The organism is Actinomadura sp. KC216 (assembly GCF_004348535.1).
Classification (GTDB): domain Bacteria; phylum Actinomycetota; class Actinomycetes; order Streptosporangiales; family Streptosporangiaceae; genus Spirillospora.
The window spans coordinates 1-24,679 of the sequence record NZ_SMJX01000108.1 but is presented as its reverse complement, the minus strand read 5'-3'; the positions used below and the strand labels follow the sequence as shown (position 1 = coordinate 24,679).

23 protein-coding genes and 1 tRNA gene are annotated in these 24,679 nt (G+C 68.9%); 12 read left to right on the top strand and 12 right to left on the bottom strand.

Annotated features, from left to right (window positions below; genetic code table 11):
• On the bottom strand, positions 1–336 hold a 336-nt coding region (locus E1264_RS20130; protein WP_132175736.1), incomplete at its 3' end, for a hypothetical protein.
• 366 nt (positions 337–702) lie between these two features.
• Here E1264_RS20130 and E1264_RS20125 point away from each other — a divergent pair.
• The gene (locus E1264_RS20125) at positions 703–2,049 is read left to right on the top strand and encodes a site-specific integrase (RefSeq protein ID WP_132175734.1); all 1,347 of its coding nucleotides are present in this window, start codon (positions 703–705) and stop codon (positions 2,047–2,049) included.
• A 480-nt stretch (positions 2,050–2,529) separates the two neighbouring features.
• Here E1264_RS20125 and E1264_RS20120 read toward each other — a convergent pair whose 3' ends face one another.
• The 3 genes from E1264_RS20120 to E1264_RS20110 all read right to left on the bottom strand — a co-directional run bounded on the left by E1264_RS20120 (position 2,530) and on the right by E1264_RS20110 (position 6,422).
• The gene (locus tag E1264_RS20120) at positions 2,530–3,588 is read right to left on the bottom strand and encodes a hypothetical protein (protein ID WP_132175732.1); all 1,059 of its coding nucleotides are present in this window, start codon (positions 3,586–3,588) and stop codon (positions 2,530–2,532) included.
• Between the two features lie 146 nt (positions 3,589–3,734).
• A complete protein-coding gene (locus E1264_RS20115; RefSeq protein WP_243711046.1) occupies positions 3,735–5,378 on the bottom strand; it encodes an FAD-dependent oxidoreductase in 1,644 nt (547 codons plus the stop codon).
• Between the two features lie 132 nt (positions 5,379–5,510).
• A complete protein-coding gene (locus E1264_RS20110) occupies positions 5,511–6,422 on the bottom strand; it encodes an SDR family oxidoreductase (protein ID WP_132175730.1) in 912 nt (303 codons plus the stop codon).
• Between the two features lie 172 nt (positions 6,423–6,594).
• Between E1264_RS20110 and E1264_RS20105 the strand changes: the two genes are divergently transcribed.
• Positions 6,595–6,780 carry a hypothetical protein gene (locus tag E1264_RS20105; RefSeq protein ID WP_132175728.1) on the top strand — a complete coding sequence of 62 codons (186 nt, stop codon included), beginning with the start codon at positions 6,595–6,597 and terminating at the stop codon, positions 6,778–6,780.
• A gap of 40 nt (positions 6,781–6,820) precedes the next feature.
• Positions 6,821–7,417 carry a carbonic anhydrase gene (locus E1264_RS46245; RefSeq protein ID WP_132175740.1) on the top strand — a complete coding sequence of 199 codons (597 nt, stop codon included), beginning with the start codon at positions 6,821–6,823 and terminating at the stop codon, positions 7,415–7,417.
• Between the two features lie 625 nt (positions 7,418–8,042).
• Here the strand turns inward: E1264_RS46245 and E1264_RS20095 are convergent.
• The gene (locus tag E1264_RS20095; protein ID WP_132175726.1) at positions 8,043–8,447 is read right to left on the bottom strand and encodes a cellulose binding domain-containing protein; all 405 of its coding nucleotides are present in this window, start codon (positions 8,445–8,447) and stop codon (positions 8,043–8,045) included.
• A gap of 94 nt (positions 8,448–8,541) precedes the next feature.
• Between E1264_RS20095 and E1264_RS20090 the strand changes: the two genes are divergently transcribed.
• Positions 8,542–11,526 carry a tetratricopeptide repeat protein gene (locus E1264_RS20090; protein WP_132175724.1) on the top strand — a complete coding sequence of 995 codons (2,985 nt, stop codon included), beginning with the start codon at positions 8,542–8,544 and terminating at the stop codon, positions 11,524–11,526.
• A gap of 80 nt (positions 11,527–11,606) precedes the next feature.
• Here the strand turns inward: E1264_RS20090 and E1264_RS20085 are convergent, their stop codons facing one another.
• From E1264_RS20085 to E1264_RS20075, 3 genes are all read right to left on the bottom strand, one after another.
• Positions 11,607–11,918: a hypothetical protein gene (locus tag E1264_RS20085; protein WP_132175722.1), complete on the bottom strand. Its 312-nt coding sequence runs from the start codon at positions 11,916–11,918 to the stop codon at positions 11,607–11,609.
• Positions 11,919–12,058: 140 nt separating this feature from the next.
• Positions 12,059–12,538 (bottom strand): hypothetical protein, encoded by a 480-nt coding sequence (locus E1264_RS20080; protein ID WP_132175720.1) that lies wholly within the window; start codon positions 12,536–12,538, stop codon positions 12,059–12,061.
• Positions 12,539–12,834: 296 nt separating this feature from the next.
• Positions 12,835–13,410 (bottom strand): hypothetical protein, encoded by a 576-nt coding sequence (locus E1264_RS20075; RefSeq protein ID WP_132175718.1) that lies wholly within the window; start codon positions 13,408–13,410, stop codon positions 12,835–12,837.
• A 323-nt stretch (positions 13,411–13,733) separates the two neighbouring features.
• On the opposite strand from E1264_RS20075, the gene E1264_RS20070 reads away from it, so the two are divergent.
• The 3 genes from E1264_RS20070 (at position 13,734) to E1264_RS20060 (ending at position 15,881) form a co-directional block, all read left to right on the top strand.
• Positions 13,734–13,946: a hypothetical protein gene (locus tag E1264_RS20070; protein ID WP_132175716.1), complete on the top strand. Its 213-nt coding sequence runs from the start codon at positions 13,734–13,736 to the stop codon at positions 13,944–13,946.
• A gap of 202 nt (positions 13,947–14,148) precedes the next feature.
• The gene (locus tag E1264_RS20065) at positions 14,149–14,820 is read left to right on the top strand and encodes a hypothetical protein (protein ID WP_132175714.1); all 672 of its coding nucleotides are present in this window, start codon (positions 14,149–14,151) and stop codon (positions 14,818–14,820) included.
• Positions 14,796–15,881 (top strand): polymorphic toxin-type HINT domain-containing protein, encoded by a 1,086-nt coding sequence (locus E1264_RS20060; protein WP_207936034.1) that lies wholly within the window; start codon positions 14,796–14,798, stop codon positions 15,879–15,881. The genes E1264_RS20065 and E1264_RS20060 overlap by 25 nt, the downstream gene beginning before the upstream one ends.
• Before the next feature lie 79 nt (positions 15,882–15,960).
• Here the strand turns inward: E1264_RS20060 and E1264_RS43505 are convergent, their stop codons facing one another.
• Positions 15,961–16,167 (bottom strand): hypothetical protein, encoded by a 207-nt coding sequence (locus E1264_RS43505; protein ID WP_165964265.1) that lies wholly within the window; start codon positions 16,165–16,167, stop codon positions 15,961–15,963.
• A gap of 529 nt (positions 16,168–16,696) precedes the next feature.
• On the bottom strand, positions 16,697–17,773 hold the full coding sequence (locus E1264_RS20050; protein WP_132175712.1) for an rRNA adenine N-6-methyltransferase family protein: 1,077 nt from the start codon (positions 17,771–17,773) through the stop codon (positions 16,697–16,699).
• 390 nt (positions 17,774–18,163) lie between these two features.
• On the opposite strand from E1264_RS20050, the gene E1264_RS20045 reads away from it, so the two are divergent.
• From E1264_RS20045 to E1264_RS20030, 4 genes are all read left to right on the top strand, one after another.
• Positions 18,164–19,207, top strand: coding sequence for a SagB family peptide dehydrogenase (locus E1264_RS20045; protein ID WP_132175710.1), 1,044 nt, complete (start codon positions 18,164–18,166; stop codon positions 19,205–19,207).
• Positions 19,208–19,295: 88 nt separating this feature from the next.
• Positions 19,296–21,137 (top strand): hypothetical protein, encoded by a 1,842-nt coding sequence (locus E1264_RS20040; protein WP_132175708.1) that lies wholly within the window; start codon positions 19,296–19,298, stop codon positions 21,135–21,137.
• Positions 21,134–21,397 (top strand): PqqD family protein, encoded by a 264-nt coding sequence (locus tag E1264_RS20035; RefSeq protein ID WP_132175706.1) that lies wholly within the window; start codon positions 21,134–21,136, stop codon positions 21,395–21,397. The genes E1264_RS20040 and E1264_RS20035 overlap by 4 nt, the downstream gene beginning before the upstream one ends.
• A 10-nt stretch (positions 21,398–21,407) precedes the next feature.
• Positions 21,408–22,622: a YcaO-like family protein gene (locus E1264_RS20030; RefSeq protein WP_132175704.1), complete on the top strand. Its 1,215-nt coding sequence runs from the start codon at positions 21,408–21,410 to the stop codon at positions 22,620–22,622.
• On the opposite strand, the gene E1264_RS20025 is transcribed toward E1264_RS20030, so the two are convergent.
• A complete protein-coding gene (locus tag E1264_RS20025) occupies positions 22,602–22,868 on the bottom strand; it encodes a hypothetical protein (RefSeq protein ID WP_132175702.1) in 267 nt (88 codons plus the stop codon). The genes E1264_RS20030 and E1264_RS20025 overlap by 21 nt on opposite strands.
• A gap of 315 nt (positions 22,869–23,183) precedes the next feature.
• Here E1264_RS20025 and E1264_RS20020 point away from each other — a divergent pair, with 315 nt between their 5' ends.
• Complete coding sequence (locus tag E1264_RS20020) at positions 23,184–24,317, top strand: site-specific integrase (RefSeq protein ID WP_132175700.1); 1,134 nt, start codon at positions 23,184–23,186, stop codon at positions 24,315–24,317.
• Between the two features lie 237 nt (positions 24,318–24,554).
• On the opposite strand, the gene E1264_RS20015 is transcribed toward E1264_RS20020, so the two are convergent.
• Positions 24,555–24,630, bottom strand: a tRNA-Lys gene (locus E1264_RS20015).
• Positions 24,631–24,679 lie beyond the last annotated feature (49 nt).

The window sequence follows — 24,679 nt, the reverse complement described above, 5'->3', positions numbered from 1 at the left end:
GGCCAGGATGGGGTGGGTGCGGGTCCGCTCGTGGTCCCAGCCGTTCAGGTTCCAGCCGGGTGGGATCAGCGTCGCGGGCCCGTGAGCGGCGCTTGCGGCGATCTGGGCGGCGCCGTCGGGGGACAGGTCGCCCAGATCGTGGGGGAGCCCGCCGTCGGGGTGGTAGCGGATGAGTTCGCCGATGTTGTCGTGGGCGGCCTCGGCCATATGCGTGTTCATGCCGAAGGCCGCCGTCCACCGCAGGAATTCCGTCTGTAGATAGGCGAACCGGGCGGACCACTCGGTGGGGGACAACTGGTCGCCGTGGGCCTCGACGAGGGCGGCCAGCTCGAACACCCAGCCCTCCCAGCACCGCAGCAGGGGCCACCTGATCGTCGGCGGGGCCGACGATCAGGTTCCCGACGGCGCTGTAGTAGGACCCGGGGTGCCGCACCCACACCACGCCCATCCCGGAATGGATCTCGGTGAAGTGCCCTGGCTTCCGTGATGGGAGCCAAGCCAGGAGGAGTTCGTGCCGCCCTGGCCTGAGGCTGTTCTGTCGTGCTCGGTAGGCCAGTCTGTCGCCGTTCGTGATGGTCGAGGCATCGACGGGCCGCTCACGCTGACCTTATGAAAAGGGCGAGGAGTGCCGGTGGTGTGTACCGGCGATGCGGCTGTGAGGATCCGGACAGCGGTCGCGCGAGGGGCGGCAGGTGCCCGCGGTTGGCGGCCGAGCGCAGTCACGGCAGCTGGTACCTGCGATTGGAGTTGGGGATCGGCATGGACGGTCGTCGGCGCCGTGTCCGCCGGGGCGATTTCCCGACTCGCAAGGCCGCGCTGGAGGCGCTGGTGCGGCTGCGTGGCCCTGCCGGGAGCGCGCTGACGGTGGCCGAGGGGTTGCACCGGTGGCTGGACAACCATCAGGGCGCGTCGTCCACGGTGGCCGGTTACGCTGGTCACGTGCGCCGGTATTTGGACCCGTTGCTGGGTCAACTGTTGCTGGCCGAGGTGTCGGTGGCGCACGTGGAGGAGATGTTCGCGGTCATTGCCCGCGAGCACCGGGAGGCGGGTCGCCGGCTGTCGGCTGCGACCCTGGATCGGATCCGCGCCACGCTGCGTGCGGCGTTGAATGCCGCGTTGCGGGCGGGGCTGGTGGAGGAGAACCCGGCGTCGCTGGTGGCGTTGCCGCCGACGCGGCGGCCGCGGGCGGTGGTGTGGACCGCCGTCCGGGTGAAGCACTGGCGCAAGACCGGCGAGCGACCCGTGGCGATCTGGACCGCTGTGCAGACCGCGCAGTTCCTGGACGCCATCTCGTCACACCGTCTGTACGCGGCCTACCATCTGATCGCGCTGCGGGGACTGCGCGGTGAGGCGGCCGGGCTGCGCTGGTGCGATCTCGACCTGGAGGAGCGTACCGCGGTCCTCTGCCGCCAGCTCCAACCACGGGATGGGCGGCTGATAGTGGGCCCGCCCAAGACCGCGCACAGCACCCGGGTAATCGCGCTGGATCACACCACGATTGCGGCGCTGCGCGCGCACCGCTCCCGGCAGCGGGCCCAAGCGGCCGCCTATGGTGAGGGCTATCGCGACAGCGGGTATGTCTTCACCAACCTCAACGGTGACCCGGTCGCCCCGGGGCGGCTCACCCACGTGTTCCAGAAGCTGATCGCCGAGCACGATGTGCCGCCGATCCGGCTGCACGACTTGCGCCACGGCGCCGCCACGCTGGCGCTGGCGGCGGGGGTGCAGCTGAAGGTGGTGCAGGAGATGCTAGGGCATTCCAGCATCGTGCTGACCGCCGACACCTACACCTCCGTGCTACCCGGAGTCGCGCACCGCGCAGCCGAGCAGACCGCAGCGCACCTGCTGCGCGCCGCGGGCATGGTGCCCGGCACCACCCGACGCCGCGGCCGTGCCCTGGCCCGGCGCCCGCGTCCTACCTGGGGCCACACCCGGACCGGTCTGGTGCGGCGCCAAGCGACCAGTATGCGCCCCGCATCGGCAGGGCTCCGCCCACGGGCCCGGCCGCCTGGACGCCTCCGCTTGGAGGCTGCGGTCTCGGCTGCGTGATCCAGAGCCTGCGCTCCTCGCCCCACTTGACGACCCGCGAAAGGACTAACCGCACACCGAAGACGTGCCACCTCGAGTTGGTCGGCGCGGGAGACGGCCTTGCCTTCAACGGGCGCAGGGATAGAAGCGGGCGTCGGCTCGGCTTGTCCGCCTTCTCGGCCCCAGGGTGGCCTCAGCCCGACCCCAGGCATGATCGTCCACATGCCCACCGAAACCTGTTTGCCCCGGTCATAGGTGGTGGGTCGCGTGGGACACGGACCCACAACCTACGGATTAAAAGCGATAGCGCGCCAGAGGTCCAGGGGAGCGGGCGCTGTTGTCGCGGTGTTGCGGGTTCGCCCGGCCTCCAACTCTGTGACCTGGTCGGCAGAGCGAACCACGGGCCGCGCCCACACTCCTGGACATGAGCCTCTTCCTCACTACCGCCGGCTTGGAGCCGTCGAGCTGCCGTGAGGTTGTGTCAGGCGCCGTGAGATGGGCTTAGACCGGGCCTTTTGCTGGCACGGCTTGGAGGTGCCGGGGCGGGTGTTGGTCGGGTTCGGTTCGGAGTGGGCTGCGGCCAACTGCCGAAACAAACCGCTTGGCGGGGGACGCCATTGGTTCCGGTGGGACGGGCTGGTTTTCGAGCCGGTGGAGCATGACTCCTTCGCGGATGGCCCAGGGGCAGATGGTCAGGGAGTTCAGCTTGAGCACTTCCATGGTTGCGTGGGCGACGATGGCGCCTGCCAGGATCTGGTGGGCGCGGGAGCTTTTCACCCCGCGCAGTTCGGCGCGCTCGGCGTCGGTGCGCCGGGCGAGTTCGGGGATGTATTCGTCCAGGTCGTCGCGGTGAAGTATGCGCCGGGCGTGGAGTCCCTTCTTCGCCTTCGGGGCGCCGCACAGCCGGGCGAGCTGGGCGAAGGTCTTGGAGGTCGCTACCGCTGTGATGGGCCTGGGTCGCTTCTCCAGTTCGGTGACGGCATGAGCCACGACCGAATGGACGTGGTCATGGAGCGCGCGGCGGTGTTTCTTTTTCACCGGCACTTGATGAGGAAGATGGTGGCGGGTGAGCCGGGCCGCGCCGAGCGGGAGCGATAGCGCGATTTCCGGATACCTTCCCGGCCCGTAGGCCAGCTCCATGGAGCCGCCGCCGATGTCGGCCAGCAGTAGCGGACCGGCTGACCAGCCGCACCAGCCGCGCGCCGCCAGGAAGGTCAGCCGCGCCTCGACCTCGCCGTCCATGAACCGGAGCGTGACGTCGGTGGCGGCCTGTATCTCGGCGATGATCTCGCCGCCGTTCGGGGCGTCCCTGATCGCCGATGTCGCGAACGCGATGAGCTCCTCGGCGTCGGCGCCCTGGGCGGCCGCGGCCGCTTGACGTACGGCGTGGACGAGGCGATCGACCGCGATCTGGCTGATGACCCCGTGACGGTCGGTGGCCTCGGCCAACCGGACGAGATGTTTGACGACCCGTACCGTCTCCGGAGGCAGATCCGGGATCAGGTCGACGACCCGTAGCTGGGCGGAATTGGAACCGACATCAAGGACACCGAGGCGCATGGGACGACTGTTACCCCGATTTGCCCGATACAGGCCTTTGGGCAATCTGAGAAAGCCCCGTGGGGCCATCGTCAGCGGTCAGACTGGTGGGTCCTACCAGGCACCGCCTGGTTCGTCTCTGAAAACAGGCCGCCGCGGACAGGACGTCAGCCTTGGCGCGGCGTTCCGGGCGCGGGCGTTTCCGGATGGAGGGAAGCGGTTGCGGGGCCTTGGAGAACCGAACCGTCAGGGGCGTATCTGCAGCCGTGGCAGGGGCATTCCCAGACACGTTCGGTGTGGTTGAAACTTACCAAGCACCTGAAATGGGAGCAGTAGGGCGACAACCAGTGCGCGGTCCCGTCGTCGCCTTTGTAGACCGCCCGCAGCCGTCCGTGGTGCCGGACGACGGCGCCGGACCCCCGTGGGATGTCGTCGGCGGAGGTGGCCATGGCACGGGCATGATCGGCCGCCGCGCGGCGTGTTTTGGACCAGAGCGTCTTGGAGATGGGGCCGATCTCCTGTGTGAAATGCCTGCGCCCAGGTGCGTAGACATCGGCCCACGGCGGTTCTTGTCCGCAGATCAGACCCTTGAGCAGTCTGCCGGTCATGATTCCGTGGCTCATACCTGAACGGGCGTATCCCGTGGCGACATAGACGTTGTCGCTGATACGGCCGACGTAGGGAATCTTGTCGGCGGTGTCCAGGTCCTGAGCCGCCCACCAGTAGGCGATGTCGTTCACCTGGAAATGCCGTCGCGTCCATTCGATCAGATGTTGCCGCCGGGCGGCGACGTCCGTGGTCCCTGGTGGGAACGACTCGCCGGTGATGAGAAGTAGCCGCTGCCCGTCCCGGTAGGGCGCGGTCCGTACCGAGCGCGTGTTTTCCTCCCGGGTGATGTACATGCCGCCGGGGTCGCTGTCCTCGCTGATCGGCGTTGCGATCACCAGCTCGCGAAGAGGCGTCAGGCGGGAGCCGAGAAGCTCCCAGCCGAGCGCGGGGAACAAGGTGGCGATCACCACCTGGTTCGCGCGTACCGTCGCGCCGGTGTCGGTGACGAGCCGCGTGGGCCGGCCTTGGTCCATCTCGATGACGCGGGTGTGCTCGTGGACGCGTCCACCCGTGCGGGAGAGTTCTTCGACCAGGGCCAGCAGGTAGCGGCGTGGATGGAACTGCACCTGGTCCTCCACGCGCAGCGCGCCGGCGACCTCGTAGGGCAGATCGGTGCCGGTGACGAAGGAGGCCGCCAGCCCGGCCTGCTGCGCGGCCTCGACCTCGACTCGGAGGTCCTGGACCCGCTCGGGCTGCTCCACGTAGACATGGGAGGGGCGCCGTTCGATGTCGGCGTCGATGCCCAGCCGCTCGGCGGTCGCGATGACGTGCTCGACGGCTTCTTGCTGCGAGCGGGCGTACAGGCGGGCCGTTTCCATGCCGTATCCGTCGCGCAGCTGCGCGTAGATCCACGGGTGCGCCGCCGACAATCGTCCGGTGGTGTATCCGGTGACGCCGGCGGCGAGACGATCGGCCTCCAGCAGGAGCACCGACCGGCCGGTCCGCGCCAGTTCCCAGGCTGTCGCGATCCCCGCGATCCCGCCGCCCACGACCGCCACGTCCGCCTCGGCTTGCTCGCTGAGCGCCGGATACGTCTTCGCCTTGGACGTCGCCATCCAGTACGACTCGGCGGACATCTCAGTCATGCGGCCCCTATGCGCGGGTGATGGGAGAATCGAATCGGCAAAAGCCCCTACCCTCGTGCCGCAAAACAAACCTTGTGATCGGTAGGAACGGGTATTGCGATCGACCGGGGCGGCCACTGCGAGCCCGTCCCGAGTGGTGTCCTTGCCCCCGACGTCAGCGATCCGATCCCTTGTGTTGCGCCTTCCTAAGTTGACTCTGGGGCGCCGAGTTTGATCGGAACCCGCGTGCGCCCTCGCGGGTGCCGCGGATCAGCGGGTGGTGGTCAAGCCTCCGGTGACGCCGATGATTTCACCTACGGTGTAGCTGGAGTCCGCCTCCGAGGCCAGATACACGTACGCCGGTGCCATTTCCTCTGGTTGTGCCACGCGTCCCATGGGGCCCTCGCTGCCGAGCTGGGCGAGACCGTCCTGCGGCATGTTCTCGTCGGCGATGTTGAGCACGGTCCAGGTGGGGCCCGGTGCTACCACGTTCGCGCGGATGCCGTCCTTGGCCAGGTGAAAGGCGATCGACTTGGTGAAGTTGACCAGAGCGGCCTTGCTGGCGGCATAGTCGATCATCGTGTCGCTGCCCTTGAGCGCTTCCTCCGACGCGGTCGCGATGATGGCGTCACCCGCTTTCAGGTGCGGGCGCGCGGCTTGCACGAGATGGAAGTACGCGTGGGTGTTCACCTTGAAGGACCGGTCCCAGTCCTCGAAGGAGAGTTGCGACAGGTCCAATTGGCTGTTGAGGTGGGCGGCGTTGTTGACCAGGATGTTCAGGCTGCCCAGTTCCCGCACGGTCCGCTCGACGACCTCGTGGCAGAATGACGCATCGGCCAGGTCGCCGGAAAGCAGCAGGCATTCGCGGCCTTCGGCCTCCACTGCGCGGCGGGTCTCTTCCGCGTCCGGTTGCTCCTGGGGCAGGTACACGATGGCGACGTCGGCGCCCTCGCGCGCGTAGAGCACCGCCACCGCCCGGCCGATGCCCGAGTCGCCGCCCGTGATCAGCGCCACCTTGTCGCGGAGCTTGTCCGCCGCGCGGTAGCGTCCCGCCTGGTAGCGCGGCCTCGGCTTCACCTGCTGCTCGCTGCCGGGAGGGACCTGCCGCTGTTTGGGGTAGGGAGGCTTGGGCTCGGAGAGGGTCTGCGAGTCCGTGCCGGATTCTTTCCGGTCGTGCTTCACGTGCGACAACCCCCTGACATCTGCGGCGAAACTGAGCCCATCACTGGTTGCGACCACGTTTCCCCTGGGGCCTCACACCAAACAGGCGGCCGAGCCTCGCCCGTCGTGCTGAACGTCGCCCGCCACGTTGTTATGGACTGCCGAGTCCGGCGCTTCGCTCACGTCTACCGTGATGCTGGCGACGGTGAACATGATGTCGCTGTTCGGGCTGCGGCGGTCGCTGCGGGGCGCGCTGCGCCGCCCGCTGGCCGAAGAGACGGGCGTCTGGACGAGGCGACCAATGACCCGGCCGCGGGACCGCGGGCCGCCTCCGGCTGGTGCGGGACTCGCGGACGATGTCGCGCCGACCTGCCTCTGAGCGTCGGGGGACCGGACCGTAGTCTTCGGTCACGACCGAGATTCAGGCCGACACGCCCCGCGAAGCATTTGAGCTGCTGCTGGCCGGCAACCACCGGTTCGTCGCGGGTGCCCCGGAGCACCCGACCCAGGACGCCGCGCGGCGCGCCGAGGCCGCTCCGTCCCAGCGTCCGTTCGCCGGGCTGTTCGGGTGCTCGGACTCCCGTCTGGCCGCCGAGATCATCTTTGACCGCGGTCTGGGCGACCTGTTCGTGGTGCGCACCGCCGGCCATGTCATGGCGCCGGAGGTGATCGGCAGCATCGAGTTCGGCGCCGATGTGCTGGAGTGTCCCCTGGTGGTGGTCCTGGGTCAGGAGGCGTGCGGTGCGGTCGGGACCGCGTGCGCCGCGTTGGAGGACGGGACGAGCCCGGCCGGGTACGTGCGCGACGTCGTCGAGCGGGTGACGCCCAGCGTCTTGGCCGCGCGGGATCGGCCGCGCGGGTCCCGTCCCTGGGCGCTTTCCGGGACGCGCTCGCGACCGCCGTCACGATGCGCTCAGCCGCAACCTCAGGAGCACGCACGAGCCGTCGGTCGGCAAGCCTCCAAGCCATGCCTCATCAAGTCACGAGGCTCCGAAGAGGTTCCGCGGGTGGCCTGATCGTCGATGCCGGCCTGGTTCACCCAGTTCTGCAGGCAGGACCGGCTGGTCCCTAGGTCCTTGGCCAACTGGACCATGGACTTATCGCCCTGGCGGGCCGGCTCGATCGCGCGGCGCCGTACTCGGGCGGGTGTGGTGACGGCATGGCGAACATCCTTCCTGATGATCGCCGGTGACCTCAGGGCAGGAGTCCGGAGAACGGGGGGAAGCTCAGGGTTCCACGCCCATTTTCTGGACCGCCTACCTGCCCACGCGTCTACCCAACCATCACCAACTGTGCCCAAGAAAGCCCTACTGTCCGATTTCCGGTTACTGGGATCACCTCAGTACGTCAGGCATGCTGCGCCCAGGTCCGCCTGTGGGCTGCAGGGCCGCCTCACCTGGGCAGGCTTCCCGCTCGCTATCCGAAGGCGGCGTAACCATGCCAAGGAGATCATCGATAAGCCGCATGCGGGAAAACGCACGTACGGATTGATTAATTGATTAGAGGACGGGGAAACGGGCCCGCACGGGCACCGCGCCCTGACCGCCAATGGATGAGCCGTACGAGGAGTTGTTCGCCACAATGGAGTACGGCGTACCGAGCCCTGCCCTCTCGGCCGGGCGAATCACTGTGGTCAGAAGATCAGGATGCCACCTGACATGGGAGGTCGTTGACGGTGAATTGGGACGGTGCGCCGCTCGTGCCGTCGGCGCGGAAGCCGATGTTGATCGAGCCGCCGGGCCGGACCACGGCGTTCCACTGCCTGTCGCGCGCGGCGACCACGCCGCTGGCCGACAGCAGGTCGCCGTTCCAGAAGTCGACGACCGTCGCGCTGGTGTCCAGCGGGAACTCGAGGGTCCAGCCGTTGATGGTCTCCGTACCGATGTTCCGCACCATGATCGCGGCGGTGAACCCGCCGGTGTACCGAGACGGCTTGTAGGACACCTCGCACGCCGCGGGGGCGTCGGCTCGGGCGGTTCCGGCAGGCCCGGCGATGCCCGCCACCGTCAGCGCCACTCCCAGCACCGCCCGTCCGATTTGCGACATGTGCGGCTCCTCTCTATCGCTTGTACCGGATCTGATCGTTAAGCTATCGCCGAGCGATTCTTGACACCCGATTGGACCGGAAGTGGACGCGAGCTTGACACTACGGATCCAGGTGCTCGGGCCGATGCGCGCCTGGCTCCACGACGAGCCGCTCCTGCTCGGGCCGCCCGCCCAACGCGCCGTGCTGGGCCTGCTCGTGCTGGCCGGCGGGCAGCCGGTCGGCCTGGCCAGCCTGATCGACGCCTTGTGGGGCGATCAGCCACCGGCCAGCGCCGTCAACGTCCTCCAGACGCACGTGAAGCGGCTTCGCCGGCTGCTGGAACCCGGGCGGGCGCCGCACTCCCGCAGCGAGGTGCTGCCTTATCTGGGCGACAGCTACCGCCTCGGTGTCCCCGCGGACCAGATCGACATCATGCGCTTCCGCCGCCTCGTCCGCCACCCCGCCGACGGCGGGGAGGTGGCGGTCCTGACCGAGGCGCTGGCGCTGTGGCAGGGCCGGCCCTTCGCCGACCTCCCCCTGCTGGCCGAGCACCCGCGGGTGCTGTCGATCGTGGCGGAGCATCGGGCGGCGCTGGGCCGGTACGGCGCCGCCATGCTGGCAACCGGGGCGGTGGACCGGGCGATCAGCGCATTCGAGGAAGTCGTAGCGGCCGACCCGCTGGACGAGATGGGGCAGGCTCGGCTCGTCCGCGCGTACGCCGCCGCCGGCCTCAGGGCACAGGCATTCACCACCTATCATGCGGTGCGACGCCAGCTGGCCGACGAGCTCGGCGTCGCCCCGGGGCCGGAGTTGACCGCGGCGTACCAGGAGATCCTGGACGAGGATTCGCGGGCACACGTGCTGAGCGGGCCGCCCAGCGCGGTCGACCGGACGGTGCCCGCCGAGTTGCTGGCCGACGTTCCGGTTTTCATCGGACGGGCATACGAGCTCGGTGAACTCGACCGGCTGACCACCGCGCCGGAACCGGACGCGATTGTCATCGTCGTCGTGTCCGGCACCGCGGGCGTCGGCAAGACCGCTCTCGCCACCCGGTGGGCGCACCGCGCCCGCGACCGCTTCCCGGACGGCCAGCTCTACATCGACCTGCGCGGCTACGACCAGGAGCAGCCGGTGTCCCCCAGCGCCGCCCTGGCCAGGTTCCTGCGCTCGCTCGGCCTGCCGGGCGAGCAGGTGCCGGGCGACGTCGAGGAGCGCGCCGCCCGGTACCGCAGCCTGCTCGACGGGCGTCGCATGCTGATCCTGCTGGACAACGCCGCCTCGGTCGACCAGATCCGGCCGCTGCTGCCCGGGTCGGCCGACAGCGCCGTGCTGGTGACCAGCCGCGACAGCCTGCCTGGCCTGGTCGTGCGGCACGGTGCGCGCCGACTGGACCTTGACGTCCTGCGCCGGGAGGATGCGCTGGCGCTGCTGCGGCGACTGGTGGGCGAGTGGGTGACCGCTGAGACCAGCGCGGCCGAGGCGCTGGTGACGCAGTGCGCCAGGCTGCCGCTCGCAGTGCGGATCGCGGCGGAGCTGGTGCACCGGAGGGCACCGGTGGCGCTGGCCGAGGTGGTGGGCGAGCTCGCCGATCACCGGAAGCGGCTGGACCTGTTGTCCACCGGGGATCCGCACTCCGACATCGGCGTCGTGTTCTCCTGGTCGTACCAGGACCTGCCGCCCGACGCGGCCCGCATGTTCCGCTTGCTGGGGCTGCATCCCGGTACTGATATGGACGGCTTCGGGGCGTCCGCCCTCCTCGGCGGCGAGGAGGCGACAGCACGTGAAAGCCTGGAACTGCTCGCCGGCAGGCATCAAGTGCAGCGCAACGGGGATCGGTACGGCATGCACGACCTGCTCCGGGCGTACGCCAAGGATCTGGCCGTCCGGAACGGCGAGGTCGACTTGCCGCGCCGCGTCCTGGAGTTCTATCTGCACACCGCGGCCACGGCGATGGACGTGTTGTATCCCGCCGAGCGAGACCGGCGGCCGCGGGTGCCGCGTCCCGCGGGGGCGTTGCCCACGCTGAATGACAGCACGGCGCTGGCCTGGCTGGACGCCGAGCGCGCCAACCTGGTGGCCACCGCAGTGCACGCGGCGGAGCACGGGCAGGCCTGGTACCCGGTGCAGCTCACCCTGGTGCTTCTGCGCTACCTGGAAAGCGGCGGCCACTACGCCGATGCCGTCACCCTGCACGAACACGCGTTGCGGGCCGCCGAGAGCGTGCCCGACCACCGCAGCGCGGCACAGCTGCGGATCAACCTCGGGGTCGTTGCCATCCAGCAGGGCCGGTACGCCGAGGCCAGCGCCGAGCTGCAGCGGGCGCTGGAACTCGCGCACGAAGTCGGGGATGACTTCGCCCGGGTGCGCGCGCTCGGCAATCTCGGACACGTCTACCAGTGGCAGGGTCGGTATCCTGAGGCCGCGCGGATGCTCGCCGAGGCGATCGCCCTGGCCCGCCACACCGGCGCCAAGGGCACCGAGGCGCGCGGCCTTGGCAACCTCGGCCATGTGCGGTTGCGTCAGGGCCGGTACGCCGACGCGGCGGAGGACCTCCGCGCGTCTGTCGCCATCTGCCGGGATATCGGCGACGCCGTGGGCGAGGCCTACGCGCTGGTGTACCTCGGCCATGTCGAGTCCGCCCTCGGCCGGTACGACGAGGCGGGCGAGCACCACGAGCACGCTCTCACCCTGTTCCGCGGCGCGACCGAGCCGGCCGGCGAGGCGTACGCACTGGACGGCCTGGGCGGCGTCGACCTGTTGCGCGGTGACCATGAACAGGCCCTCGACCGCCTCAGCGAGGCGCTCGCGCTGTTCCGGCGGGTCAGGGAACAGGCCGGCGAGGCGCGTGTGGCGAACAGCCTCGGGGAGGTCGCCGCGGCCATGGGCCGCCCCGCCGAAGCCCGGAGGCATCACCTGTCCGCGCTGCGCCTCGCCGAGGAGATCGGCAACCGATACGAGCAGTCGCGGGCCCAGGCCGGCCTGGAACCGCCGGTAGAGGTCGAGGGTCGGCCCGCGTCGAGCGCGATCGCCACGTCGGTGACGTCCAGCGGGGAGACACCCACCATGCTCGACGATCCGGTGAACAGGTCGATGCTGTAGAACGTCTGGAGGCCGTCCGGGGTCGTCGGGGTGAGGCTGGCGAAACGCTGGCTGGGGACGTTGGCAGTCCGTTGGTCAGGTCACCGTTCGAGACCACCCTGGCGATGGCCGGGGTCCGGATCGCGGTGGGCCAGATGGCGATCCTGCGCCGCCGAGTTGGGCATTTGGCCGAAGACGATGAACAAGTGGCGCAGGCGGTTTTGGAACGGCGGCTCGACGGGCTGTGGACGATCTGCATCCGCGGCGCTGGAGTAAGCGCCGACCAATGCGACGCACTGGTCGCGGGCGTCGATGGCCACACAGAGCGGGCTGTCGAAGTCGAGTGTGGGGCGAAGCTGGAAGGTGTTCCGGCCCAAGCCGCACCAGTTCGAGCGATGGCTCGGCCTGCTCACCGACCAAAGCTGCGGCGCGGCGTCCATAAGACTCTGCGGGCCCTGGATAACGACATCCGCGACCGGGTCAAAACCTGGACGGAGGCGCCCCTGCCGTTCACCTAGACCAGGTCGCAGACGAAATTCTTGGACGCCTTGCCTCACATCTTCAACGAATTCCTGACTCGGGATGCTAGTGGTGCTTTTCGGATCTGTCGATGGTCAGTTGTGTCGATCAGGGTCGCGCCGGTACAGAAATCTTCGAGGACAGCCGTGATCGATACGTGCGTTATCACACACGTGAAGCCGGAAACATTCAACCCCGTCACCTTGAGCGGCGCACTGGCGACGCCTTCGACGGTTCCGTCGTCGCTGATTGGATAGTCCTTCGTATCCAGGGCGGTCGCCGACCGGTGAATGTGAAGTATCGAAACGCCTCGCCTGCAGGTGGCGTCCACGTCGGCGGTCACCTTGACGGAGATCGTGGTTACGTCCGACTTCAGCACCACATCCACTTCGCGGAACGTAATGGTTGCGACGGTACCATCCCAACTGACATCGGTAGCCTCCGGCACGAAATGCGCGCCATCCGCGAGCGCGGCGCTGGAGCCGCCGATCAGAATTATTGCGGTGGCCGCCATTGTTGAAATGGTGGCTGTGGCGAATCTCGCCATAGCGCGCCGTGCCGCACCCAGTGATATGGAAGGAGCGCCATGTTGCCGGCTGGTGATCGATATCGGAGTGTTCGTGGTGGATGGCATGTCAGTCCTCTCGGCCAATATGAGTGTGAAAGGGAGGCGGTCCGTATTTCACGCGCCACGGGCCGGCCCCAACGAGGTGCGGCGGCGACTGGTGCCGGTGCCTGCCCGGAACCAATCGCCGCCGCCGTCAACGCACCATCGGGTAGGTCAGCCCAGAACCCACCGGGAGGCCTCGGTCAGATCGGCTCGAAGTCGATCGGGACGTCGTCACCGTCCTGGTCCTTTGCGCCGCCGGAATCCGGGTTGACAACCGTGAAGTCCTTAGTCGTTCCATCGAGCTGCAGCCTCAGCGTCTCGAACCCGATGCGCAGGGTGGATACTCCGCGCAACGCGGCAGCGGAGACCTTGAACTTGATGTCGATATCGACTTCGATCAGCTGCTCCCGGCGGAAGACCTCCTTCAGGACGCTCTGACTGGTGTCCTTCTTGAAGCTGACACCCCACACCTTGTAGCTGGCCGATGACGGAAGGTTGTAGACCTTCCACAAGCTCTTGAAGTCGTGGCTCCGAAGCCTGCCCTGAATACGTCCTTCGAGATCGAAGCCTTGCGACTGGATCGTGAGTTTCTGGAAGGTGCTGAAACCGTGGAACGCCGTAACGTTGTCCCCGGCCGCCGCCAGCCTCCCGACCCGAGGGCTCGAAAGGATGACGTTGAACCGACCGTTGGTGACGTCGATCACCGGCGGTCTCGACGAGCTGGCGGCGCTGGCCGGGCTGGCGGCGGTCAGAGTTCCGCCCGCGGCGAGGGCCACGACACTAGCGGTAATCGCCACTGCGATCCGGGCACAAGCTCTCCACAAACGATTGCGCATGTCCCTTCCTTCATTTCCGGTGTGATGTGATCCGTTGCGGTCCAAGCTATTCAGTCGCACTGGACAGGCACTGGATAGGCACTGGACACCATCTGAACGACGCGGCCGGACCCGGGGGTTGCTGCCCGGGTCGGTGTACTCCTCCAGCTCAACGGGCGCGCCACCGTAGATCTCGTCCCTGCCCGAAGGTAGCGGCCGCCTCTTGACACTCTTTCTATCTAGGAAAACTGATCGAGGATCACCAGAATGGATGGCGGGCCCGGTTGCGGGAGGCCTGCGGAGAGGAGTACGAGAAAATTCGATTAGCCCTGACCGTCATCGTGTCCGAGACGCCGGAGGCCATCGAATTTCGATTGAGTTACGCCGAAGCATTGTTCGACGGCGCCATCATGAAGCAATTGCTGATCACGCAGCGCCACCTGCTCGGCGAGATGCTGACGACGACGCGCCGTACGAGGCGTTCTATGGTGACGTGACCCCGGTCCTTGCCGACGCCGTCACCGGGCCTGCTGACGCCCAACGGTCCGATCGGCATCATGCTCGGCACCACCACGCTGACCCACGACGGCAGGGGCGGACGGTCGCCGTCGCCGTGTCCGCCGGGGCGGTTTCCCGACGCGCAAGGCCGCGCTAGAGGCGTTGGTGCGGTTGCGCGGCCCGGCCGGGAGTCCGCTCACGGTGGCCGAGTGGCTGCAGCGGTGGCTGGACGATCACCAGGGTGCGCCGTCAACGGTGACCGGGTACACCGATCACGTGCGACGGTATCTGAGCCCGCTGCTGGGCCATCTGTTGCTCGCGGAGGTGTCGGTGGCGCACGTGGAGGAGATGTTCGCCGTCATCACCCGCGAGCACCAGGAAACGGGACGGCGACTGAAGGCGGCGACTTTCGACGGGATTCGAGCCACGTTACGTGCGGCGCTGAACGCCGCGCTCCGTCAAGGTCTGATCGAGGACAACCCCGCGTCACTGGTGGCGCTGCCGCCGACGCGGCGGCCCCGCGCGGTGGTGTGGACCGCCCGCGTCCGGCATTGGCGTAAGACCGGGGAGCGGCCGCCGGTGGCGGTGTGGACAGCGGCGCAGACCGCGCAGTTCCTGGACGCGATCGCCGCGCATCGCCTGTACGCGGCCTACCATCTGATCGCGTTGCGCGGGCTGCGGCGCGGCGAGGCAGCCGGGCTGCGGTGGTGCGATGTCGACCTGGACGAGGACACCGAGCGCCGCTGCGACGGGCGGCACCCGCGGTCGTCGGCTGCGCCGCCATCGCCGGATGGGTCTACGGCGCGGTCAGCTATCACCAGAACACACCGGCCGACCAACAATCCCGATTGGGCGGCTTCAAAGCGGCCCTGACCGGTGCGGCATTAGAAGTCGGCATGACGGTGACCGGGCTCAAGGTCGCCAAAGTCGTCGGCCCCCTGGTCAAGAGAGTCGCTCCCAAGATTCTCGACAAGCTTCGCGGTAAGCCGAAGGGCGGCGGCGCGGGCACGGCCGGCAACCCGGCGGCGAAGACCGCGCCCGCAGCGGCCAAGAACCCTGGAAAGGCCGCAGCGAGCAGGCCTGCAAGCAGCGGGCGCCCCCCTTGCAACAGCTTCGTCCCGAGTGCCTCCGTCCTCATGGCCGACGGCACGCGCAAACCCATCAAGGACGTCAAGGTCGGCGACAAGGTCCAGGCCACCGACCCCGCCACCGGAAGGACCACGGCTCAGCCGGTCGTAGCCACCATCACCGGCGTCGGCTCGAAACCCCTGGTCCAGCTCACCATCGACACCGACGGCAAGAAGGGACACAAGACCGGCGTACTGACCGCCACCGACGGCCACCCCTTCTGGACGCCGACCACCGGCACCTGGACCGAGGCCGGGAAACTCAAGCCCGGCATGTGGCTCCGCACCAGCGCCGGCACTCACGTCCAGATCACTGCCATCAAGCCCTGGACGACTCACCGGCAACGCGTCCACAACCTCACCGTCGCGGACGCCCATACATACTATGTGCTATCAGGGGCAACCCCTGTTCTTGTCCACAACTGCGGCGACACCGATGAACAGCCCAGCCATTTGTACCACTACACAGATTATGCAGGGCGTGCGGCTATTAGGTTCAGTGAAAGGATCTTGCCAGTGGCTGAAGGCGAGGGATCCATCTATCTATCGCCTGATGGGTACACAAGCGCAGCTGAAGCGCGGTCGAAGCTCGCGATGACGCGCGCCAATCCAACTGGTTACTTCAAAATTCCGATGGAGCGAATACGAAACGCCATCGGTCCAGCCCCCGTGCGCCCCTGGCCGCCCGGATCGGGAGATGGTGGAGGCGCGGAGTACTTCACCCAGGAACCTATAGACGCAGTACCGGGCGAGGACGGATTGACCGCGCGCGGTACCAAGGCGGCGGCCGCTTCCACAGCCTCGTGACCGACCTGGGGCAGCACGCTGGTGGAGATGTCACTGGTTGTGGACATGCTGGCGTGCCGCAGCATCGCCTGGACGATCTTCATCTCGGCGCCCGCTGCCAAGTGCAGGGTTGCCGCGCCATGGCGCAGGTCGTGCACCGGATCGGTGGCAGCCCGGCCTCGAAGGCCAGCCGCTCGAACTGGTCGGTCACGTGCGCGGGATGCAGCGCTGAGCCGTCCTCGCGGGTGAAGAAGTAGCCCGAGTCCACCCACGCGTCTCCCCATTCCTGCGCGGCTTGGCCGTTCACGATGCGCCTGGAGGACGGTGATGGTCACCGAGTCCAGCGCGATGGTGACGTCGCTGGCCTCGGTCTTGGTGTCGTCTTCTTCGGCCTCCCAGCCGAGCTGGATCAGTACCTTGCGGATGGTCACGGGTACCGGCGTCGTTGAGGTCGAAGTCCTCCTGGCGCAGTCCGCAGGTCTCGCCCCGCCGCAGACCACGGAAGGCCACCAGATGGTAGAGGGCATACAGGCGGTGCCGCAGAGCACGATCCAGGAACCGGCCGGTCCGCTCCGGTCTCCACACCATGACCTTGCTCGGCCGGTAGGCGGGGTCCCGCCAGATCCGGAACACATTGACAGGACGGTGACCGGCACGCTGCTTGGTCTCAGCGAGGCGTTCCAGGTAGCCCCTGCGCCAGGCGTCGACGCGAGGGGCGGTCCACACCAGCGCCTTCTGCTTCCTGGCCGTGGGGATTAGCGCGCAGGGAGTGCTTTCGCCCGGGAGGGTAATCGCAGATCGGTTGGAGCGGAGCGAGTGCTGGGTGCGGACCGTTCCTACGGTGCCGCCTCACGTACTTGCAGGTCGTACCGGAAGGGCGGGCGCGACAACGACCACCGAGCGGACCCGCGCGGTGAGGTGTCGGCCAGGCGTGCCGTTATCTGCAGGTCGGCGGGGTCGAGCGGTTCAGCCGCCTGCGCGCGGGTGCGGAGTTCGGCGGATAGGGCGGCGGCGTCGCCGTATCCGAAGAGCCGGTCGTCACGGATCAGCGCCAGGGCCCCAGCCCGCTGGTCGTACAGGCCGGACGACGCTTGGCCGGTGTGCAGGGAGAAGATCTGAAGCGCGCGTTCGTCCGCCAGCGCCAGCGAGGTGAACCAGCCGCGCGCCAGGCCGGGCACGGCCTCCTCGACCGTGGGCTTCTCGTGCAGGAGCCGCCCCAGCCGCGCGGTGCCCGACGGGTCGAGGAAGTCGGCGGTGACGAAGTGGCCGTCGCCCAGCGGACGGTAGCCGTCCGGACCGGCGTGCGCCCCCCGCAACCGCAGGAAGGCGCACGGCTCGCAGCTGAGGCCGCGCAGGACGTCGCCGTGACGTTCGAAGGCGACGCTCACCTCCAGGCCCGGTCGCAGCCACAACGGGACGACCAGCCGGCCGCCCGGCGCGAGCTGCTCGAACCAGGCGGTGGGCAGGTTCCATACGCCCACAGTCGCCTGGATGCGGTCGAACGGGGCGGCGTCGGGCGCGCCGTCGGCGCCGTCGACCGCGCGCACGTCGACCGCCGGGCCCAGCCGCCGCGCCGCCCGCTCGGCGAGCGCGGGATCGATCTCCAGCGAGACCACTCGGGCGGCCAGGTGCGCCAGCAACGCGGCGTTGTAGCCGCCGGCGGTGCCGATCTCCAGGACGCGGTGCCCCGGCCGGACGTCCAACTGCTCCAGCATCCGCGCCACGATCGTCGGCTGGCTCGCGGTGCTGGCCGGAAAGCCGTGGCCGTCTTGGGTGAGGGTGACGGCGCGGTCGGCGTAGGCGTCCTCGGGCGGCAGGTCGGTGGGCAGGAACCGTTCCCGCGGCACCTGCCGCATCGCCTCCTCGACGGACTGGGAACGCACCGCCCCGGACGCTTTGAGTTCGTCGACCATCGCGCCCCGCCATGCGGTCGTATCTCCTGTCCCCACTCCCTGACCTCCCGTTTTCGCTCCCGTCCGCGACGGTAGTCGCGGACACTTGAGAACGCCGGGATTTTACCCCTGATTTACCTGATTTCGTTTTATGATCGCGGTGGAGTAGCGGGGCAGAGGATTTTCGGAACCATCTGCACAGTGAGTAGTCAGAAGGAGGCCTCATGAAGCGTTGGGAGAAGCCCACGATTCGTGAACTGTCCATCACCGAGCTGGAGAGCATAGCCGAACTTGACATGGCCTTCGCCGTCATCACGTTCTGCACCGACTTCGCGTGACCGCGACCGCCGAATAGGCGGTTGACGGCGTGACCCGCCGCCCCCTACTCCGCGATCGTCCAAGGAGCGTGATGTGGCGTCGACTACCGTTGTACGCACCCCGCACGTGGTGGTGGAATGGCGGGAACAACGGCTGGTGGCCACCGATGGGGCGACCGGCCGCAGACACGTGGTCACCGTCGAGGCGCTGCGCGTCCTGGACGTGGCCGAAGCGCCCGCCACGGCCGCCGACCTGGCCGCACGCGCCGAGGTCGAGCCCGCTGTCGTCGTCGCCCTCCTCGCCGCCCGGCTGCTAGTGCCACATGACCGGGTTCCCGAGCGTCATTACTGGTCAGCGGCCGAACTGGTGGTCCAGCGTACGACGAGAACGGCGCGACCGGTAGCCGACCGCGAGGCCACGCGGGACCTGATGGAACCACCGAACAAGGACACCGCGGGGCCGTCCCTGGAGCTGCCCGTGGCGGAGCCGGCGGACGATCCCCCGTTCAGCCAGGTGCTGGCCGAGCGCAGATCATGCCGCAGATTCGGTGACACGCCCATCGACGCGGCAACGCTCGGACGCTTTCTGGAGATGGCCTGCGCGGTCCGGCAGGACGCCCGGAAGTTCGGCAGCGGGGTGTCGTGGCGGCCCCATCCGTCGGGCGGCGGGCGGCATCCCCTGGAAACCTACGTATATCCGCTGAACGTCACCGGTCTTGAGCCTGCCGTCTACCGTTACGACCCTTTCCCGCGTCACCTGGAGCAGGTCGAAAAGGCCGACGAGTCGTTCTTTGAAACGGTGCGCAACCTTCATGAGCATAACGAACTAATGGAAGGCGATCCCGCCGTCCTTCTGGTGGTCACCAGCGTCTTCGGGCGAACGATGTGGAAGTACGACAATGGCGGTCTACTGATCGTGCACCAGGACGTGGGGGCCCTTTACCAGACGTTCTATCTGGTGGCGACCGCCCTCGGGCTCGGGGGCTGCGTCATCGGCGGAGGGAGCGAGGCCCTCATCGCCGGCGCATTGAACATCGATCCGTTGCGGGAAGGGCACGTCGGCACCTTCCTGCTCGGTGTTCCCGCCGACGACCGGTACCGGGATCCGCTGCGTGATGTCTTCGCAGAAACGCTTTGAGCGAACCCGCGTCGGGCGGGGTCACTCCCGGCGCAGATACGGCGGTCTCGTCTCGCGTGCCGCGTTCTCGCTGGTCCGAGACGGCCGCGTGCCCCGCATCGTCGAGGCCGACCGGCAGGCCGCCGATCAGCGCCAATGGTGCGCCGACGCGGTCCGCGCCGAGGCCCGGCGGCGGCTGGACGTCGTCCTGACCGCGGCCGAGACGGCGCCGTTCTACCAGCGGGAACCATGGCGGGACCGGTTCGCCGACCCCGAGCTGCGCGACCTGCCCGACCTGACCGGCTTGCCCGTCCTCGAACGCGACGAACTGCGCCACCACACCGCGCGACTCGCCGCGTCCACGGCCGATCCCGGGCAGCTGGACCTGACCTTCACCTCGGGGACGAACGGCGCACCGAGCCACATCCTCCGTCCCCGCGACGTGCCGTCCGACCAGGGCGCCTGCGAGGCACGCTGGTACAGCGGGCTCGGCCTGCCCCGCGTCTTCGACCTCACTGCGGTGACCCCGTGGCCCGGAACCGGCCGGGTCAACGCGGCACTACGGGACCTCCGGGTGGGGTACCACGAGCTGGGAGCCCGGGACGTCCTGCGCCGCCTGGAGCACCGGCTCGGGGCCGGAGACCTGCTGCTGTCGAGCCCCGACGTTCTCGCGCTGCTCCGCGACCGGGTACGCGACTGGAACGACGTGCGCGTACTGGCCTCCTCGTTCGAGGTCTCGCACTCTTGGCCGACGGACGGGGCATCGCCGCCGACGGCGGAGATGTACTGCGCGGCCGAGGTGGCGACGCCGATCGCCTTCTCCTATCCGGGATGCGCGGGCATGCACGTCAACGCGGACTTCGTTCATGTCGAGATCGTCGGCCCTGACGAGGCCCCGCGTCCGTACGGCAGGGCAGGGGCCATTGTCGTCACCGATCTGGTCAACACCGCGATGCCGATCCTGCGCTACCGGATAGGCGACGCCGGTACGCTCCAGGAACCCGGCGCCTGTTCCTGCGGGCGGGCGTTGCCGCTGCTACGCGTCCACGGACGGCTGGTGACGACGGTGCGCGGCGAGAACGGCCCGGTCCCGGCGAAAGCGCTCCGCTCGCTGCTCGGCCCCGGCATGCTCGAACAGCGCACCACCACGGAGTTCGTGTTCCACGGCACCGTTGAACCCGGCCGGTACGAGACGGCGGCAGAGGGGTTCGCACGACTGCTCGGGCCCGTCTCGATCTCCACCGGACCCGAGGCGCACCAGGACCTGGCTCCCTGGGACGGCGCCGTACTGTCGACGGCCCCACGGCACCCGGTGGAACGGCACTTCGCCGGACCGGCCCCCACCCGCTGGGCCTATCTCCGCCAGGATTCCTCGCCCCCCGCTGCATCGTCCGTTCGCACCGCCCGTGATACGGCGCGCCGCGTCCTCCGAGAGCGGTACGCCGCCGAGGGACGGATCACCGACGTCCCCATCGTGGACACCTCACGCAGCATGTATCCCCTGTTCGAGGAGGGCACGCGGGTGCGCGTCCGCTGGGGACGGCCGCACGGCGCGGGGCTGCGCGGCCGGGTCGTCCTCCTCCAGCTTCCCCAGGACCTGCTCGCCGCGCACCGGGTCGCCGACGTCCGGACGACCCCCGACGGCCGCACCGAGATCCTCCAGTTCGCCGACAACTACGATCCGCACAACCCGTTCTGCTACTTCTGGGTCTCGATCGACGATGTGCTGGGCACTGTCATCGGCCTGCGCACGGCGCACGGCCGCACCGTCGACCTCGGGACCCGGCCGGCTCACCTCGCGGGACGGCTCGTCGCGGCGGCCGATCGTGCCGTCACGGGCGCAGGGCGGCCGGACCGGTTCGCCGTCCTGCCCCTTCTGCTCGTGCAGAAAGCCGTCTTCCGCATCTCCTCCCGCCTTCTCCAGAAGACCAGTAGAGGAACCACCCCATGACCGTCTACGCCCATGCCGGTGACGTCGAGAGCAACGACCTCGGGGAGCAGATCCTGCTCACCACCCCGTCGGGAAAGTACCTGGTGCTCGAGGGCACCGCCGCGCTGCTGTGGCGGCTCATCGACGGATCGCGGTCGCTGGGTGACCTCGCCGCCGCCTGCGGCGCGGAGTACGAAGGGGACGCGGCGCAGATCCGCGAAGACCTGGCCGACGTACTCGACGACTGGGCCGGCCGCGGCCTGGTGACGGCCGCGGTCTGACGGGGCGCCGATGCAGGAACGCCTCAGGCTGCGCGTTTTCGGGACACCCGCCCAACTCGCCGCGGTCCGGCCCGAGCTGGACGAGCAGTTCCGCCGCTGGGCCCCGCTGTGGCGGCCTCCCGCCGATGTCGACCTGCGCCACCACTTCGCCCTCCCGGAGCTCCTCGGCCACGTCCTCGCCCTCGGCAGCCTCGAACGCGACGACGGCGATCGCCCGATCGAGTTCGCGGGATGCGCGACGTCCACCGCCGAAGCGATCACCGCATGCGTCGGCGAGCTGGTCGAACGCGTCGCCGCCCGCCGATGGCGCCCGGACGGCGTCCGGGCCACCGCGGCCGAGCTGGCCGCCGCGGGGGAACCGGTCCTGGACGTGCCGGGCGTGATCGGCCGTCCCGTCTTCCCCGCGCGATGGCCCTTTCCCGACTACACCCCGGACCGCCCGCTGACCTGGACGCGAGGAACCGCGGTGGACGACGGGCGGCCCGTCTGGATCCCCGGAGCCCTGATCGCCCTCCGTGACGTCCCGCCCGATGGCCGGCTCAGCGAGATCACCACCATTGGCCTCGCCGCCGGGCGGGACCCCACGTCGGCGGTGCGCCATGCCACCGCGGAACTGCTGGAGCGCGACGCCGTGATGCGGGTCTGGGCGGGCGAGGCCCACTTCACGCCGATCGACGGCATCCCGCCGGAGATCGCCGAGGCCCTGGAACGCGACGCCCGGCTAGGCTGGACCACCGAGCCGCTCCAGACCACGGCCCTGACCGGACGACCGGTCGCCGCGGTCCTCACCCGCAGACCCTCCACCTACTCGTTCGGGATCGGTTTCAGCGCCCACGACGACCCGGCCCAGCGGCTGCGGCACGCCCTGGCCGAGGCCGTCCAGGTACGGCTGCTCGCCGCGTTGTACGGGAACCGCCGAGTGGACGACGTCACCACGTTCCAGGACCATCTTCTCTACTACTGCGATCCCGACCGCTTCGCCCTGCTCGACCGCCTGACTCACGACGACGGCCGCGGGCGCGGCGGCGGCCGCGTCGCCTCGCCCCCCGCCGCCCCCGACATGTCAGCGGCATGGGTGAGACTCGACGGAGAAGACGACGGCCCATCGGTCGTGCGCGTCGTGGCGTCGGGCCTCCACCACATGGAGGTCCGCTCATCCTGCGCCCGCACCCCCTTACCTCCGTCCGCTCCCACCGGCGACTACCTACCCCACCCCTACCCGTGACGGCACACCCGAGCGCAGATAAATCTCGGTGACGACGAAGAGTTCGCTCCGGCGGCGAGCCAGCGACGCCGTCGAAGCCTCGACCAGTTCCTGCCGCTCCAGCAGCAATGAGGTTTCGACCATGGCCAGCGTCGCCGGCGGAACATAGACCTTGCGCGCCATCTCGTACTTCGCGCACTTCTGCAGCTCGAACTCCACCGGGTGTTCCCGCCGACGCACCCCTTCGCCCAGCTCCGGCATCAGCATCGTGGACCACTCCTGAAGCCGCATCCCGGCTCGACCGTCATGTGCCGGACCTGCATCTCCTACCGCACTTCGGACTGCGATAGGCCGCAGGTGCCCGCGGTTGGTGGCCGAGCGCAGCCACGGCAGCTGGTACCTGCGCCTCGAACTGGGAACCGGAACGGATGGTCATCGGCGTCGTGTCCGCCGGGGCGGTTTCCCGACCCGCAAGGCCGCGCTGGAGGCGTTAGTGCGGTTGCGCGGCCTGGCCGGGAGCCCGCTCACGGTGGCGAATGGCTGTAGCGGTGGCTGGACAACCACCAGGACGCGCCGTCCACGGTGGCCGGTTACGCCGATCATGTCCGGCGGTACCTGAGCCCGTTGCTGGGCCATCTGCTGCTGGCGGAGGTGGCGGTCGCGCATGTGGAGGAGATGTTCCAGGTCATCACCCGCGAGCATCAGGCTGCGGGCCGACGGTTGTCGGCCGCGACGTTGGATCGGATCCGCGCGACGCTGCGGGCGGCGTTGAACGCGGCGTTGCGGGCGGGGCTGGTGGAGGAGAACCCGGCGTCGCTGGTGGCGTTGCCGCCGACCCGGCGCCCTCGGGCGGTGGTGTGGACCGCCGCCCGTGTCCAGCACTGGCGCAAGACCGGCGAGCGGCCGGCCGTGGCCGTATGGACCGCCGCTCAGACAGCCCAATTCCTGGACGCGATCGTCCCATATCGCCTGTATGCGGTCTACCACGTGATCGCGCTGCGGGGACTGCGCGGTGAGGCGGCCGGGCTGCGCTGGTGCGATCTCGACCTGGAGGAGGGCACCGCGGTCATCTGCCGCCAGCTCCAACGACGCGACGGGCGGCTGACGGTGGGCCCGCCTAAGACCGCGCACAGCACCCACGTGATCGCGCTGGACCGCACCACGATCGCGGCGCTGCGCGCGCATCGCTCCCGGCAGCAGGCCGAAGCGGCCGCTCATGGTGAGGGCTACCGTGACAGCGGGTATGTCTTCACCAACCTCAACGGTGACCCGGTCGCCCTGGGCCGGCTCACCCACGTGTTCCAGAAGCTGATCGCCGAGCACGATGTGCCGCCGATCCGGCTGCACGACCTGCGCCACGGCGCCGCCACTATGGCGCTCGCGGCGGGGGTGCAACTGAAGGTGGTACAGGAGATGCTGGGGCATTCCAGTATCGTGCTGACCGCCGACACCTATACGTCTGTCCTACCCGAAGTCGCGCACCCCGCAGCCGAGCAGACCGCAACGCACCTGCTGCGCGCCGCGGGCATGGTGCCCGGCACCACCCGACGCCGCGGCCGTGCCCTGGCGCGGCGCCAGCATCCTACCTGGGGCCACACTCGGACCGGTCTGGTGCGGCGCCGGGCGACCAGTAGGCGTCCCGCATTGGCAGGACCCCGCCCACGGGCTCGGCCGCCTGGACGCCTCCGCTCGGATGCTGCGGTATCGGCTGCGTGATCGAGAGCCTGCGCTCCTCGCCCTACCCGACGGCCTGCGAAAAGGACTAACCGCACACCGATGACGCGCCACCTCGACTAGGTCGGCGCGGGAATACGGCCTTGCCTTCACCAATCGCACGGGATAGATGCGGGCGTTGGCTCGGCTTGTGTGCCCTCTCGGCCCCAGGGTGGCCTCAGCCCGGCCCCAGGTTGATCGTCCACATGCCCACTAAGACTCGTTTTCCCTGGTCAGGGGTGGTGGGTCGCGTGGGACTCGAACCCACAACCTACGGATTAAAAGTCCGGAGCTCTGCCAATTGAGCTAGCGACCCGTCCCGCAAGCGTACCGAGATCGATGGGGGGTTTGCGACGGGGTTATCG